At 28.8% G+C, this 15,063-nt stretch carries 15 protein-coding genes; 10 read left to right on the forward strand and 5 right to left on the reverse strand.

What is annotated here, in order from left to right; genetic code table 11:
* Window positions 1–229: 229 nt before the first annotated feature.
* The 3 genes from H4K35_RS14550 to H4K35_RS14560 form a co-directional block, all read right to left on the reverse strand.
* Window positions 230–733 (reverse strand): SHOCT domain-containing protein, encoded by a 504-nt coding sequence (locus H4K35_RS14550; protein ID WP_182628675.1) that lies wholly within the window; start codon window positions 731–733, stop codon window positions 230–232.
* 424 nt (window positions 734–1,157) lie between these two features.
* Window positions 1,158–2,942, reverse strand: coding sequence for an ATP-dependent endonuclease (locus H4K35_RS14555; protein ID WP_182628676.1), 1,785 nt, complete (start codon window positions 2,940–2,942; stop codon window positions 1,158–1,160).
* 421 nt (window positions 2,943–3,363) lie between these two features.
* Window positions 3,364–4,074: a Cthe_2314 family HEPN domain-containing protein gene (locus H4K35_RS14560; protein ID WP_182628677.1), complete on the reverse strand. Its 711-nt coding sequence runs from the start codon at window positions 4,072–4,074 to the stop codon at window positions 3,364–3,366.
* Between the two features lie 922 nt (window positions 4,075–4,996).
* Between H4K35_RS14560 and H4K35_RS14565 the strand changes: the two genes are divergently transcribed.
* From H4K35_RS14565 to H4K35_RS14605, 9 genes are all read left to right on the forward strand, one after another.
* Entirely contained in the window at window positions 4,997–5,575 is a 579-nt protein-coding gene (locus H4K35_RS14565) for an ArdC-like ssDNA-binding domain-containing protein (protein WP_182628678.1), read from the forward strand.
* 109 nt (window positions 5,576–5,684) lie between these two features.
* The gene (locus tag H4K35_RS14570) at window positions 5,685–7,118 is read left to right on the forward strand and encodes a transposase (RefSeq protein ID WP_182628679.1); all 1,434 of its coding nucleotides are present in this window, start codon (window positions 5,685–5,687) and stop codon (window positions 7,116–7,118) included.
* A 35-nt stretch (window positions 7,119–7,153) separates the two neighbouring features.
* Complete coding sequence (locus H4K35_RS14575; protein WP_182628694.1) at window positions 7,154–7,558, forward strand: zincin-like metallopeptidase domain-containing protein; 405 nt, start codon at window positions 7,154–7,156, stop codon at window positions 7,556–7,558.
* A 430-nt stretch (window positions 7,559–7,988) separates the two neighbouring features.
* Window positions 7,989–8,588: a ParA family protein gene (locus H4K35_RS14580; protein WP_090410433.1), complete on the forward strand. Its 600-nt coding sequence runs from the start codon at window positions 7,989–7,991 to the stop codon at window positions 8,586–8,588.
* Entirely contained in the window at window positions 8,581–8,859 is a 279-nt protein-coding gene (locus tag H4K35_RS14585) for a hypothetical protein (RefSeq protein WP_090410432.1), read from the forward strand. The genes H4K35_RS14580 and H4K35_RS14585 overlap by 8 nt, the downstream gene beginning before the upstream one ends.
* Window positions 8,843–9,067: a hypothetical protein gene (locus H4K35_RS14590; protein ID WP_182628680.1), complete on the forward strand. Its 225-nt coding sequence runs from the start codon at window positions 8,843–8,845 to the stop codon at window positions 9,065–9,067. The genes H4K35_RS14585 and H4K35_RS14590 overlap by 17 nt, the downstream gene beginning before the upstream one ends.
* Before the next feature lie 146 nt (window positions 9,068–9,213).
* A complete protein-coding gene (locus tag H4K35_RS14595) occupies window positions 9,214–10,368 on the forward strand; it encodes a hypothetical protein (RefSeq protein ID WP_182628681.1) in 1,155 nt (384 codons plus the stop codon).
* Between the two features lie 1,094 nt (window positions 10,369–11,462).
* Entirely contained in the window at window positions 11,463–12,260 is a 798-nt protein-coding gene (locus H4K35_RS14600) for a topoisomerase C-terminal repeat-containing protein (protein ID WP_182628682.1), read from the forward strand.
* Between the two features lie 228 nt (window positions 12,261–12,488).
* Complete coding sequence (locus tag H4K35_RS14605; RefSeq protein WP_090410428.1) at window positions 12,489–12,665, forward strand: histone H1; 177 nt, start codon at window positions 12,489–12,491, stop codon at window positions 12,663–12,665.
* Between the two features lie 81 nt (window positions 12,666–12,746).
* Here H4K35_RS14605 and H4K35_RS14610 read toward each other — a convergent pair whose 3' ends face one another.
* Window positions 12,747–13,214, reverse strand: a complete 468-nt coding sequence (locus H4K35_RS14610) for a LexA family transcriptional regulator (protein WP_090410427.1) — start codon at window positions 13,212–13,214, stop codon at window positions 12,747–12,749.
* Complete coding sequence (locus H4K35_RS14615) at window positions 13,211–14,464, reverse strand: Y-family DNA polymerase (RefSeq protein ID WP_182628683.1); 1,254 nt, start codon at window positions 14,462–14,464, stop codon at window positions 13,211–13,213. The genes H4K35_RS14610 and H4K35_RS14615 overlap by 4 nt, the downstream gene beginning before the upstream one ends.
* Before the next feature lie 45 nt (window positions 14,465–14,509).
* On the opposite strand from H4K35_RS14615, the gene H4K35_RS14620 reads away from it, so the two are divergent.
* Window positions 14,510–14,965: a hypothetical protein gene (locus tag H4K35_RS14620; RefSeq protein WP_090410425.1), complete on the forward strand. Its 456-nt coding sequence runs from the start codon at window positions 14,510–14,512 to the stop codon at window positions 14,963–14,965.
* Window positions 14,966–15,063 lie beyond the last annotated feature (98 nt).

The raw sequence follows: 15,063 nt of genomic DNA on the forward strand, positions 1-15,063 counted from the left end.
TTAACTTTTATGGGTAAGGGAACTTGTGTTTGGTTGTTTCGAAAAACAATGTAAAAAAATAGAAACAAACACAAAAAAAGCAGTAATCGTAAAATTACTGCTTGTATATCTTAAAACTGCACTTCGACAACTCCATAATACTTTATTAGCTTCCTACGGTTCCGTTCAACGGGCTTTCATCTCGTGCCCTCCGGGCAAGACGAAAGCTTAGTTATTGTAAGCAGTTATTTTATTCCGTTTCAATTTGTTTTCCAGACAATACTTGTTCCTTTTTTAATTCAAATTCAGTTTCTGTCAAGAGTCCTTTGTTTTTCAGTTCCGCAAGTTGCCCAATCAGTTCGTTTTCTCTTTTTGATTTAGCTTTTAAATCATTTTCCTCCGTTTCTTTTTTTAATTCAGTCAGTAGTATGTCAAATTTATTATGCACTTCTTTCTCTGTTAAAATTCCCTCTGCGAAAAGTTTTTTAATTTTTTCAACTTCGTTTTCTTTTCCACTTTCTATTAATTTCTCCTCTTTAGATTTTTTCCAAATATTAATAACTAAAAACATTGCTCCAGTTATTGTAAGTATAGATAAAATTCCACCAACTCCAGGATAAGAAACAAACGATTGATATTGGTCTTGTATAAATTCAGGTTGTTTTAAAAAATGGAAATATTTGAACATAGAAACCAAAATCAGTCCTAAAAAGATTATAAAAACTGTATTTAAAAATTTGTTCTCTTGTTTCATTTTTCTAATTGCTTACAACGGCAGTCTGTGAAAAAAGTACACAAACTCCTTTCAAATATAGTTAATATTTCTTAAATTCATAAGGTATTCATAATTCACGGTTTTATTCCTATAACTAATGGTTTAGACAGATAAAATTCTAGATTAACTATAAAAAAAGCAGTAATCGTAAAATTACTGCTCGTATATCTTAAAACTACACTTCGAAAACTCCATAATACGGATTAAGCTCCCTACGGTTTAACTCATTTTACTTTATTTGTTTTGGTATTCGTTGAAATTACATTTCGTCCAACGGGCTTTACTTCATGGTTTATTATTTGTTTTAGTATTCAGTGATTTCAATTCATCTCTTGTCTTCCAAACAAGACGTTTCGACCGAAGGGACAGAGCAAAGATAAAGCTTAGTTATTATGTACAGTTGTTATGGTTTAGATATTTTTTGTAAGAAACTTTTAACTTCAGGATACTTTGAGTCAGCATTTATAATCATCTCGCTTAACTTCTTATTTCCTTTAATATTGAAAAGACCAACCATCCCATTTTTAGCTTGTTCTCCTGAAAAGTCAATTTTTAAACCATCTTCCAAATTGTTTTCATTTTTAAGAAGTTCAATGTTGTATAATATCCCTTTGTCCTTGAATGTAATAGCTTTAATTTTACTTTCAAGTTTATTAAATTTAAACGTCTTTAAGTTAACTTTTTTAGAAAGTTCCGTAGATAAATGATGTAGAATTTCTGGGTAAATAAAGTCTTCAACCTCAAAATTACTTTTTACCTTGTTATGCCCTACATCATCTAAATTTGGAGTCTCACCAAAACAATTTGGAATAAATTCTATTGTTACAACAATATTTTTAAATGACTTAATTTTGGATTTAATCCTATTATACTCTTTACGCCCTTCTTCATCATTATCAAAAATGACTCTAATTTTTGGTTTGAAATCTCTATCAGTGTAAAAATTATTGTAAAACTCTAAATATTTGTCAATTTTTGTAGCACCGCCTGAAGAAATAATATTAGGAATATTTATACCGAAGAAATTACTTATTTCAGATAAATATTTCTTATCAGACTCTCCTTCTAATATAATATTATAATTATCCAAAAGTTCAAAATCTTCATCTGTTATACCTAAATACTCTCTAATTTTTTTTAAACCATTTTCCTGCTTAATATCAATTAAACAAGTATTAAGGGGATGATATTTTAATTTTGTTCTTTGATATTCTCTTTCTTCTCCGACTTCTAAATCCAGTAAAAATACATTGTCTAATTTATAACAGTCAATGAATGTTTGAGAATGTGAGGTTACAATAACTTGGTGTTTTTTAGCAATATCTAATAAGTGATTATGTAATTTTTTCTGAAGACCTTGATGCAAGTAGACATCTGGTTCGTCTATACAAAAAATTACATTCTTCTTTTTTAATTTAGATATTATTTTACTGTGCAATAATATATAACCTAATCTTTGTAGACCAGATCCCTTTCCTTCAATGTTCCTATTGGATAAGTCATTTAAATAGAATTCTACATCTTCAGAAATTAAATCTTTAAATTTTTTAACGTCAGAAGTGTTTTCAAAACTTACGCTCCAATTTGAATTGAATTCTTTAAAAATTGGATTTATTTCAGAGGCAAGTTTATTTAATATTTCAAGTAAACCTTTGCTATAACTTTCAAAAGAATCCTTTAAATCTTTTTTTAACCCACTAAATCTAGCTTTTTCGTATTCTAATTCATAAACATCATCTATTAAGTTATTTATTAAAGTTGGAAAAGAGATATTAATTGCAGGAATGAAGAAAAATGAAATCTGATTTAATATTCTGCCAATTTCCTTATTATCACCAAGACTTTTGTTTTGCTGACCTTCTTCAATTATAATTTTTTCGTAGGATTCTTTATCTATTCCATTAACTCCGAATTCTCTTTTGATAATATGCTGAATATTGTTTTTCTCAAATGTTAAAGTTATTTCGGGATATGTTGAACCTCCTCTAGAACCTAACTTATGATTTGGAATATCTTCTGTTAAACTGTATTGTTCAGGATTGAAAAAAATATTTAGTGCTTTTAAAACATTTGTTTTACCAGAATTATTAGCACCACATATTGTTGAAAAATTATTAGAAGTATTTAAATTTAACTTTAAATCTAAGATAGATCTAAAACGCTTTATTTGAATTTTCTTTAGAATCATAAAACGATGTAGGTTTACAATTGTGCATAACGGCAGTCTGTGAAAAAAGAACACAAATTCCTTTCAAATATAGTTAATATTTCATAAATCCATTAGGTATTCATAATTCACGGTTTTATGCCTATAATCAATGGTTTATACAGACAAAAATGCTAAATTAACTATAAAAAAAGCAGTAATCGTAAAATTACTGCTAGTATATCTTAAAGCTGCACTTCGAAAACTCCATAATACTTTATTAGCTTCCTACGGTGAGCCTGCCGTGAGTTTATCGAAGGGTTCAACGGGCTTTACTTCACTTGTCTATTATTTAATTAGGTGTTCAGTGATTTTCAATTCATCTCGTGCCATCCGGGCAAGACGACCCGAGGGCTTTGCCCGAACAGAGCGAAGCTAAAGCTTAGTTATTAGCAGCAGTATTTTATTTGATTTCTAAAACGAGTTTTTGTGTTAAATGAGCAAAATGTTTCATCAGGCTTTCAATGTCAGCTATAAATACTTCAATTTTCACATCCTTTGCTGAATAAAACTTAATCGTGTTACCATCTTTTATAACATTTTTGGTTGCTCTAAAATCTTTATTAATTGGAGTAAATCTATGATTAAAGGAATTTCTAATATTATAAGAATCTTTTGTGTTGTTTAAAAAGTCTGTCAAAGCATTTTTAATTTCTTCTGTATGTATTTGTTCAAGGAATTTTTCATTTAAAAATATCTTATCTTCTCTAAGCTTTAAATCACAGTAGACATTCAGTAATTGCCCAATTACATCTCTAGTTGAGAAATAATAGTAGTAAAAGATTTCAATAAAATATTCAAGTAATAGTTTGTCAGTATATTGATTTACTGCTTCATCGTTTTTAATTTCTAGTTCCCTTAAATAATGAGTATTTACGTAAACAAAAGTTTCTTCCATTTTTCCAAGTCGATTATTTACGCAATTACACCACCAATAGATGTCTTCTTCTCTAATTGCTGTTTCAAATGAAGAATTTTGCAGAATTCCTATGGTTGCGGATTTATACTCAACATTAAAGCGTTCAATTTTGGGAATAATATTGTTTATTTTGCGCCTTTCTTCTTTAGTTGGATATTTGAAAGTATCAGCTTTAAGTGTAATTGTTTCTCCCATGTTTTTCCGAATTAGTTCAGCTAAGTTTTTCGGCAAAATTGCTGCTAGCTCCCAAATATACGCAATTACATTTATTTAAGAAATTATTTGTTTATTCTTTATCAAAATAGATATAATACGGTATATAATAAAAATATATAGTGCGTAATTTGTATTGTAATTTTAAATTTTAATGCGATTTTAAATAAAATATATACAAAATACGAATATGGAAGTTTCGTTGTTCATAAGCTCTTTATATTATATTGATTTTTTATAAATGAACATTATAATAATCCCACCCACCCTATTTCAAAGTTAAATTTCTATCTAACTGTTTAATACTTTACACCCGGGAAATAACCCCTTGCTGTAAATAATTAAACAATAAATTCACAAAACACAACCTCTTAAAATCGGTTTAGTTTTAGTCGTTCATTTTACGATAGAAATTAGTGTGTTTATCCCAGTTAAAAGGAAATTTAATTTATGTTTTAATTTTTTCTTTTTGTTTGGTTTTTATTGTTCCATCAGCATATTGAAAAATAGTTCTTCCTCTTTTTAGATCATTCTACTCGGAATGGCCGCCATATATGGTTTTCTTGTTGCAAAATTATTGCCTATTCCGATTTATAAAAATCTATTAAGGTTTCTACTTCACAAGAACTACATCAATATAGTTGGCCTTAAAATCGTCATTATTTTCAGGAAAAATAACGCCAATTTTCAGTTTATCTATCGTGTATTTCTAACTCGCAGACACTCCTAAATATATTTACCAGTCGAATCCATTTGTCAGCTTCATTTCTGTAGCGGCCAATGGATTTTTCCTTTTATAAATCGTTCGGTAGGCAATAGTTCTATTTCGCACAGAAAAGCCATAAGCGACAACTCACGAAGAATGATTAATAAAAATTGTAGAACTATTAAATATTATTTCATTATGGAAACAAGTTTAAAAACTCCCCAAGCAAAAAGAATCGTTAAAACAACAGAAAAGAGCCAAGCTCAAACTACAAAGAATAATTATAACGATTTGTTTTTTAGTTCAATTATTGAACAGTTGGAAAGTGTAGAAGAGAAACATTGGCAACATTTTTTAAAAGAAAATGTATCTTTTATGCCTGCTAATAGACTTTCTTTACAATCTTACACACGATTAAACCAATTTATATTGGCACTTGATATGCTGATAAATAAACGTTCAAATTGCTATTATGCAACTTTTAATCAAATTACTAAATCAAAAGGTAAAATTAAGAAAGGTTCAAAGTCATTACCAATACAATACTTTAGTTATGATATTAGACATAAAGAAACGGAAGAACGTATTCAACTTGCTGAATTTAAGGCTTTAGATAGCACAAAACAAAAAGAATATCGAGTAAAAAGCTTTATTAAGTATTATCGTGTATTTCATACGGATAACATTGAAAATATAAATGATTGTGACTTTCCAATTATTGCAGATATTGAATTCATTGAGTTTGACGAAGGTGCCGAAAAATTTATTAATAACTGAAGTTTCGCACCCAAAACTGGGGCTTATAGAAGTGAAAAAATAGCATGTAAACCAAGGTAATCCCTTGGTTTTATTGTATCTTTAAGTTACGACACACAAAGTACAAAACATGCTACAATACGAAGATATTACTAAAGTTCAAGAAATAAAAGGAAAGTTCAAAAAGGTTTGGTTGAGTTCTGAATATTTAAATTCACATTTAAACATATTAGGCTTTAATAAGATAACAAAACAGTTTGATTGGTGTAAAAAATCGGGTTATACATTTAAGGACTTAATTTCCATACTTTTAATACTTCCCATTATCGGTATTAGTTCTGTGTTTTCTTTATCTAAGAATAAAGACGCTGATATAAATAACTGTGGTAAAGATTCTTACTACCGTCTATTGTCGAATCAAAACATTGACTGGAGATCATTCTTATATCAGTTTGTCATGCAATATTTACTTAAAGAAGAACTTTTTACACCTGAAAAAGATGCTACAAAATGCTTGATTTTTGATGATTCTGACCTTGCTAAAACAGGTAAAACAATTGAAGGTGTTTCAAAAATATACAATCATGTATCAAAGAGTTTCTACTTGGGATACAAGATTTTAGTAGCAGGATATTGGAATGGTAGCGTATTTATTCCAGTAGATTTTAGTTTACACCGTGAAAGCAAAAAGTCAAAACTGAAATATGGTTTAACTGCAAAACAACGTCAAGCTCAAAAAAAGACTCCTCGATGCTCGAAAACCGTTGCTGCAAAAAGATATTTAGAACTCAACAAAAAGAAGACAGATGTATTAGTACAAATGTTTTCAAGAGTGATAAAGCGCAAAATAACAGTGGATTATATTTTGACAGACACTTGGTTTACAAGTATAAGTCTACTCAAAAAACTACGTAGTATCTGTGGGAAAACTCATATTATTGGTATGTATAAATACAATAGCAAGATTGAAGTTCAGTCGAGGATTAAAACGATTTCACAGCTTAAAAAACAAGACAAAAAACCAAAAAGATGCCGTAAATTCAACTATTATTATCACTCTTATGTAACTAATATTGAAGGACTTGATGTTGAAGTATTTATTTCAAAACGTGGCATTAATGGCAAATGGCATACATTAATAACTACAGATACATCATTAAAATTCGTCAAAGTAATAGAAATATATAGTATCCGATGGTCGATAGAAGTATTCTTCAAAGAAGCTAAACAGCTCTTAGGACTTGGTAAAGCTCAATCGACAAACTTTGATATTCAGATAGCGCAAACAACTATTGTGTTTATACAGTATTTACTCATAAGTATCCGTTATAGAATGGAAGCTTATGAAACTATTGGAGGTCTATTTAAAGACCTCCAGCAAGATTATATTGAAAACAAATTGAACGTTAGATTATTAGCTGTAGTAGCCTTAATACTTGATGTTTTGGAAAAACTAGTAGAGTCTATTGATATTCATGATATTACAACTAAAATAATTGATAATATTGAATCTTTTGGACTTTTATCCAATAATTATCACTTTAAATATCAGGCTACTACGTGAAAGTAAATTGGTGCGAAACTTGAGTTAATAATTTAATTGAACACAAAAATTTATCCTTACAACATCTAGTACAAGGCGAAGCGTATTATATTCCAGGAAGAGATGAAATTCATTTACCAAAACCACAATATTTTAAAAATATGGAAGCATATTATTCAACTGTTTTTCATGAAATTATTCATTGGACTGGACACAAAGACCGCTTAAACCGTTTAGACCAAGATTTTGAAGATGGCAGAAATAAATACGCTTTTGAAGAATTGGTTGCTGAATTGGGTTCGTTATTGTTTTCGTTAGAATTTAATTATTCGGAGCAGTTTATTAACTCAATTATCTATCTAAAAAGTTGGTTAAAGCATACAGCGGAAGAGAAAAAACATGAAATTTTAGAAGAAGCATTTGGTTATGCGAACAAAGCAATAAATTACCTTAAATCATAAACCTTTTACGCCTTTTAAAATAATAAAGGGCGTAAAAATTTGCCCCTCCGGGGCGGATTGATTTAGTTAGTGATACCTTATATTCGTACCTTAATATTTTCTTACCCCACCCACCCTATTTAAAAGTTAAATTTCTATCTACCTCCTTTAATACTTTACACTCGGAAAATATCTCCTTGTTGTAAATAATTAAAGGGTACATTCACAAAACAAATCCTCTTTTAATCGGATTAGTTTTTAGTTGTTCTTTTACGATAGAAATTAGTGTGCTTAACCCTTTTGATATAAGGTATTTATAAAATATTATTTCATACATTTTTAATAGTATATAAATATATATTTATATCTAAATATATTAATATTTAACTATACAAATATTTGTATATCAATATATTTTGATTTATTTTTGATGAAAATTAATAGATGAATTATGGCTAAGATCATTTTATTTACTCATCAGAAAGGTGGTGTTGGAAAAAGTACATTATCTTATAATGTTGCAAATTTACTTAACCAAGATGCGAAGGTTGGCTTAATTGATTGGGATTATCAAGGTACTTTACTTCAAGTAAAAGACTTAAATGACCAGTTGACGTATATTGATGTGGATCGTAAAATTAATAAAATACCGCATGAAGATTTCGATTTCATCATTATCGATACACCTCCTTACCTATTCGAAGAAATACACTCATTGGTACAACAAGCTGATTTAATTGTAATACCAACGCAAGCGAGTATTAATGATTTATTAGCTATTGATAAAACTGTACAGATTATTAAAGATAATAATGCTGTAGATCGATCTTTAATCGTTTTTAATAGAATTAAAGCTAATTCATCACTTAAAGATAGATTAAGTGAAAATTTTAATGAGTTGGATGTTCCTATTGCTAACACTGTAATCAACGATTATGATGCAATTACCAACAGTATTGTAACCAAAGGAGTTGAAGGAAAGCACAAAGCGAGTAATCAACTTCAGAATTTGACAAGAGAATTAATGATTAAACTTTTAAGTAATGGCTAATAAAAAAGTAGATTTATCTGCATTAGTTAATCAGGTAAAAAAAACACAAGTAGAAACACCAGTACAAAAAGTTGTACCGGTACAGAAACCTTCTACGTCTGAAAAAGGATTGTATGTAAAAGTTCCGAGCGAAATGATTACATTTCTTAAAAATAAAGCATCATTGATTGAGGGAATGACTGTGAAAGAATTAATTAATACTGCATTAGTAAACGTTTATGAAGAAGAATATAATGAATTCTTAAAGCGTTATCATGGAAAGGTCAAATAAAGTATATGTAGTAAACGTAAAGCTCTTAAATGGTAACTGGGTTAAATATCGTGCTGTACAAGGATCAGCTGGAGTAAAACGCCTGGTTAAGTATTTTGATGAAAACTTTACAGGAGAAAACAAATGGTTATTCTGTAATGTTTATGAAAAAGAAAGTCAGCAACAAGTAGCTAACTATTTAAACGGTAAGAACCCTACCCGACCATAAAATAAAAGAGGAGCCGAAGCCCCTCTTTCGGAAACAAAATAAATTTTGTTTTCCTTTTCGTATTTCAAATATACGATTAAATTTTATTTGGTCACTAAAAAATTTATTAAATTACAGCACTTTAACGAGAGAGAAAATTACAAGTTATGAATGAGGAAGAAAAAGATAATAAAGTAAAAGAAACCTTTAGCAGCAATAAGATTGCTGATAAGGTGAAAATTTCTAATGAATTTTATCGAGATCTATTTTTCCATGAAGATAATGGCAATTTCGTTGTTAAAGAATCCATGCCGATTGAGGCGAACCGTATTATAATTAATATTTTAAATACGTTACGAAACAAGCAGTTCCAATATGGAGTTTCAGATGATAGTTTCCAGTTAGATTTATTTAAGAAAACTTATTTAGAAGACGACGAATCTTATGCTAAGATAGTAATGAAATCTTCTGATATTTCTAAATCAAGAAATTTAGAGTTAACTAAAAAAGGACTTCAATTTTTAGTTAATTATAAACAAGAATGGCATACTGTCAAGTTTTATAACTCAAAAGGGGAAGTAGAAAAAAAACAATTTTATGGTGGATTAATTATTGATCCAACCATTTATAAAGGGCAAGTATCTTTTTATATTAATCCTTATTGGTTTAAAAAGATAGTAGCTTTAGCTAATTATAATTACGTTCTATATTCTTTAGTCTATTCTGTAAAATCTCACAAACAGTTCTTATTTGCACTCTGGTTAAATACTCTTAGAGAAGATGGAACCAAGGTTACTTTAGAATATATGAATAGAACCTGGGGAATAAATTACAAAGATTTAAGAACGCTTAAAAAAGGCTTTTTAGACCCGATTAAGAAAGTGTTAGACAAATCCTCCTCTTTCTCTTTTAATAGCTCTGTAAATGGAAATTACATAGGTATAACTAGATATCAGCTTAGATCCATTGGAAGTGGCGCAGCAGAATCTTCGAATATTACAAGTCAGGACGATCAATTTAAATTATATAAACTTTCTTATATTAAGAAAAGACATAATCTGACTAAAAAAGAGTTAGAGCATTTGGAAAAAATATTTAATATTGATTTTGGCGCAAAGTTTCTCTTTAGCAGTGCATATAAGAATGTGGTTAAGAAATATAATACAGCAAGAAGAAAAGATAATAACAAACCTTTAATTACTGATATTCCTTTCTCAGAATTGTTAGATGATATTCAAGAAGAAGTTATTTCTATTTATTCTGTAACGAAACATGCGCAAATATCCCCTAAGGGTTACCCAATTTTTAATGCTCCTTTGTAGGAGCATTTTTTATTAATATTTTCGAGATTCCACTACCCATTAAAAAAAAGCTATTAATAAATATAGAATATTCTCTAATTACATTTCGAGATTCCACTACCCATCATTAAAAAAAGACTATTAATAAATTAAAGAAATCTTTTCTTTTAGTTTTCGACATTCCACTACCCATCATTATATAAAGCCTTTCATATATCAAGATTAATTACTTAATTATTTCGAGATTCTACTACCCATTAATCCTTAATGAATTAAAATTAAATAAGATACCTGGTTGATGATCATTTAGTTTCGGTATTTATATATTTGAAATTTAGCACCTAACTTAAATTTCAATTTCGAGATTCCACTACCCATCATTATATAAACACACTGATATATAAAGATAACTTACATATATATTTCGACATTCCACTACCCATATGCTAGTAATGTATTAGTTATCATTGCTTTATATGAGAATGTTCGTACAATTTAGCACATATTTATGCTGTTTATCCTAATATAAATTATTTATTTAACGTATCTTTATTTGAGTTAGTAATTAAAAATCGACATTCCACTACCCAAAATTCAATGAAAAATCATCATTTCCCTTTATTTCGAGATTCCACTACCCAAATTTTATGCATTTTTTCCATTTAATATTCGACATTCCACTACCCATCATACTTTTTTTAATTTTAAAGTCAATTTTTAAGGTCAATAATCGAGATTCCACTACCCAAAAATCGAGATTCTACTACCCACATAAATTTATTTCGAGATTCCACTACCCAAAAATCGAGATTCCACTACCCAAGCATTCGACATTCTACTACCCATATCTTCGAGATTCCACTACCCAAAATAACTTAAAATATAGGCTATAAAACCCTACAAAACAATACTTTATATCTAAAAAAAACAGTTGCTTAAAATTAATATTAAAATTAATATTAAAATTAAACTAAGAAACGCATAAAATCATATTCCCATTTTAAAAGGAATTTTTTTAATCTTTTTCCCATTATTGATAAAAAAGTCCGAAAAGGAAAGACGATATTTTCACCAGTGCCCGGCGAATTTTTGTAAATAATAGCTAATTTTATAGAATGAAACGAGTTGGTACATGCCCCATTTGCAACAAAGGAGAGCTTTTAGAGTTTGAGGATAAATTTCAATGTAATTTCGTTGAAAATAATAAGAAGTTGTGCAATTTTTTTATTTATAAATCTTATTCGAAAAAAATTATCACTCCCGAAATGCTATTTGACTTACTTCACAATTACGAAACAAAAATTTATTCAGATTTTGTGGATGATAAAGGTGAAAAATTTGAAGCTGCATTAAAAATAGTACACGGTTATATTAATTATAAGTTTCGAAATCAAATTGTAGATAATGTTAAGTGTGTTAATTGTGATGGCGAAATTCTAAGAACAAAGCAAGGCTGGGGATGCGAAAATTATTTTAATCGAAAATGTGGAATGTTTATTTACCGTTCTTATAATGGAACTGTAATGACTGAAGATATTGTAAGATTATTAGTTACTGGCAACTACACTCCTTTTTTAAATTTTACTTCAAAACAAGGAATTAATTTTCAAGCAAAACTTTTTGTAAATGACAGTACTTTTCAAGTGCAATTTGATTACTCTTTAGGAGATTGTCCGAAGTGTAGCGGTACTGTATTAAAAATGGAAAAATTCTTTGGCTGTACTAATTACTTATCAGATATTAAATGTGATTTTATAATTTGGCTATCTATTTTTGACTATAATTTATCTTTTATTGATGTAGAAGTATTACTTAGAGGAGATCAAACTGATGTTAAATCCTTTAGATGGAAAGATAAAGATTTTGAGGGAAGGCTTTCATTAGATGAAAATTTTAAATGTAAAGTGTCATAATAACTTACTTGTTATCATATATTTAAAAACATATATGTATAGCAATATATATAAATATACATATATTTAAATATAAAGCTAGCTTTATATTTAAATATTGTTTTATAATTTAGTCTTACTTTTTAAAGATGATTATGATAATTTTCAATTTTAAAGCATTAAAATATTAATGTAAAGTTCCTCCCTATTACTGTTTCAAATGCTATATTTGCATAAAATAGTATTATAATGAAAGAACTTTTAGAACAGTTGAACGCAGAATTTGAAACGTTCAATTCAGATGCTCAATTACAAATGGAAAAAGAAAATAAAGCTGCTGGAACAAGAGCGAGAAAATCATCTTTAGCTTTAGAGAAACTTTTAAAAGAATTTAGAAAGTTATCTTTAGAAGAATCTAAAAAATAATAGACAAGCCGTATACATTAAGATACGGCTTTATTTTTTGATTATAATACGATATATATAAATATATACATAGAAATATATTTATATATTTCTTTTCTTTTTATCTCTGATCAAAGCATCTACCACACCTAATATTATTACTTCATCATCTTCATCAATTTTTACGCTTTTTGCGTAATCAGAATTTAAAGCTATTAAAGTACTATTGTGCTTATCATATCTTTTTAAAGTATATTCTGATGAATTAATCGACACTACAATATCATCGTTATGACACGGTTCATAATCTGTACGTAGAATGATTATATCATTCTCCTGATATTCGGGATACATCGATCGTCCTTTAACTAAATTAAGAAAAGTGCTTTCTATTTTCGATAAATAGCGTTCGTCTAAACTAATACGATCACTTAAAAAATCTTCAGCAGGTGAAGGAAAGCCTGCACGCACACCTCCTAATATTTGAACATATTTTTTTTCACCATCACTATGTATGGTTAGATTTTCCAATTCTGTTCCGAAGTACGGTGCTTTTTTAAAATTTATCATTTTACTCTAAGTATATCTTTCCAATTAGTTGTATAATTTGGACTTAAAAGATCTTGGCGCATCTTCCATGTTTTATCCAGTGCTTGTGAACCAATTTTTAATTTTTTTACTCCATATTTAAAATTAAGTTGATCCATTACCTTCATCAGCTTGCGGTGTTGTGGGTGCTCATCTTCAAATAAGTTGAATTGCTTTTCGCTTTCAGGACTTATTCCTCCAACAATAACGCCAGCTTTTTTATATCCATATCCTTTTTTGAAAATAATATCTAAACCTTTTTTAGCATACTTAATTATCTCAATTGATGAATTAGTAGGGTAGGGGATGGTTACGTTTACAGATTGGTAATATTGTGGTTTATCTGTTTGAAATCTATTGGTAAAAATAAAAACAGTAACTATTCTACAAGTAGAATGTTGGTTGCGTAATTTTTCGGCACAGGTGGTTGCAAAAGTAGCAATGCGCTCTTGTAGATAGGTTTTATCTTCATACGTTTTATCAAAAGATCTTGTCGTAGCAATATTCTTTTTTGTTTTTACATCTTCAAGTTCCATAGCAGATATGCCTTCTAATTCCTTTTTTAGTCGTAAACCAACTACAGTAAATTCCTTTCGGACATATTCATCAGGAAGATTTGTAAAATCTAATGCTTTATTTACTCCTTTTGCCTTTAATTTTTTAGCAAATTGTCTACCAATACCCCATACATCTTCAATAGCTAACCATCGCAAAGCTTTAATCCGTTTTTCTTCGGAATCTATAGCATATACACCTTCTAATTGCGGATATTTTTTAGCTATCCTATTGGCCACTTTAGTTAATGCTTTTGTGGGCGCAATTCCAATACACGTTGGAATTAAAGTGTTTTTAAGCACTTCTTTCCGTATCGCTTTTGCATACGATACTAAATCATAATTTTCAAATCCCTTGAATTGTAAAAAGCTTTCATCTATCGAATAAACTTCTAAATCAGGTGTATATTTTCTAAGGATTCGAGTTACACGGTTACTCATATCGCCATACAGAGCGTAGTTTGATGAAAATACATTTACACTATTATCCTGAAATAACTTTTTGTATTCAAAAGCGGGTGCTCCCATTGGAATACCGAGTGCTTTTGCTTCGTTAGAACGCGCCACAACACAGCCATCGTTGTTGCTTAACACAACAATTGGCTTATGGCGCAATGTGGGATTAAAAACCCTTTCACAACTCGCATAAAAATTATTACAATCTACTAAAGCATACATCCTACAAAATTATTAAATTAGTAAACGTGCTAAAGTTAAATTATTATGATGCCAAGAAACGTCGTTTGTTTAGCGTTAGATTTAGGAAATTCATTAGAACCTGAGCATATATCTAACATTGAGATTGTAGCGAAAAATTTAGAAGATTTTAATAATCGTTTTCAAACAGATTTTTATCTTTTTTATGATACGGATGGATATACTTTTGAAATCCCCGAACAATTTATAATTAATGACTTATTAAATTGGTTTGTTGAAGGTATTGGCAAATTATTAGCTTTTTCATATTCCCCAACTCGGGACAGTTATTTTGATTTAAATTCGTATTTAAATGATCGCAAAACAGAGTTAGACTTTTTACATAGTTTTGAAATGTATAACAATTATCGTCAACGTTATATTGATTATGCCCCATTAGGATTTTTAGAAGAGGACTCGTACTTTTTTATAAAAGAAAATCTTACTAATTTGATATTAGATTATTCTCGGAATTTTAGTTGATAAAAACATTTTACGGCAGTTATTTAATTACTAATAGGCGAAATATAAAATTATTTATTTTCGTTTATTTTGGTTATTTCGATTATTTCGTTTAAATT

Origin of the sequence: Myroides sp. NP-2, from assembly GCF_014145665.1 — a bacterium.
In the GTDB taxonomy this organism is placed as follows: Bacteria; Bacteroidota; Bacteroidia; order Flavobacteriales; family Flavobacteriaceae; genus Flavobacterium.

What these genes read in the sequence shown, in the direction of transcription:
- H4K35_RS14580 (WP_090410433.1), top strand. Translation starts at nt 7,989, where the DNA reads ATGGCTAAGATCATTTTATTTACTCATCAGAAAGGTGGTGTTGGAAAA.
- H4K35_RS14620 (WP_090410425.1), top strand. Translation starts at nt 14,510, where the DNA reads ATGATGCCAAGAAACGTCGTTTGTTTAGCGTTAGATTTAGGAAATTCA.
- H4K35_RS14550 (WP_182628675.1), bottom strand. Translation starts at nt 733, where the DNA reads ATGAAACAAGAGAACAAATTTTTAAATACAGTTTTTATAATCTTTTTA.
- H4K35_RS14605 (WP_090410428.1), top strand. Translation starts at nt 12,489, where the DNA reads ATGAAAGAACTTTTAGAACAGTTGAACGCAGAATTTGAAACGTTCAAT.
- H4K35_RS14595 (WP_182628681.1), top strand. Translation starts at nt 9,214, where the DNA reads ATGAATGAGGAAGAAAAAGATAATAAAGTAAAAGAAACCTTTAGCAGC.
- H4K35_RS14615 (WP_182628683.1), bottom strand. Translation starts at nt 14,464, where the DNA reads ATGTATGCTTTAGTAGATTGTAATAATTTTTATGCGAGTTGTGAAAGG.
- H4K35_RS14570 (WP_182628679.1), top strand. Translation starts at nt 5,685, where the DNA reads ATGCTACAATACGAAGATATTACTAAAGTTCAAGAAATAAAAGGAAAG.
- H4K35_RS14560 (WP_182628677.1), bottom strand. Translation starts at nt 4,074, where the DNA reads ATGGGAGAAACAATTACACTTAAAGCTGATACTTTCAAATATCCAACT.
- H4K35_RS14585 (WP_090410432.1), top strand. Translation starts at nt 8,581, where the DNA reads ATGGCTAATAAAAAAGTAGATTTATCTGCATTAGTTAATCAGGTAAAA.
- H4K35_RS14600 (WP_182628682.1), top strand. Translation starts at nt 11,463, where the DNA reads ATGAAACGAGTTGGTACATGCCCCATTTGCAACAAAGGAGAGCTTTTA.
- H4K35_RS14565 (WP_182628678.1), top strand. Translation starts at nt 4,997, where the DNA reads ATGGAAACAAGTTTAAAAACTCCCCAAGCAAAAAGAATCGTTAAAACA.
- H4K35_RS14610 (WP_090410427.1), bottom strand. Translation starts at nt 13,214, where the DNA reads ATGATAAATTTTAAAAAAGCACCGTACTTCGGAACAGAATTGGAAAAT.
- H4K35_RS14590 (WP_182628680.1), top strand. Translation starts at nt 8,843, where the DNA reads ATGGAAAGGTCAAATAAAGTATATGTAGTAAACGTAAAGCTCTTAAAT.
- H4K35_RS14555 (WP_182628676.1), bottom strand. Translation starts at nt 2,942, where the DNA reads ATGATTCTAAAGAAAATTCAAATAAAGCGTTTTAGATCTATCTTAGAT.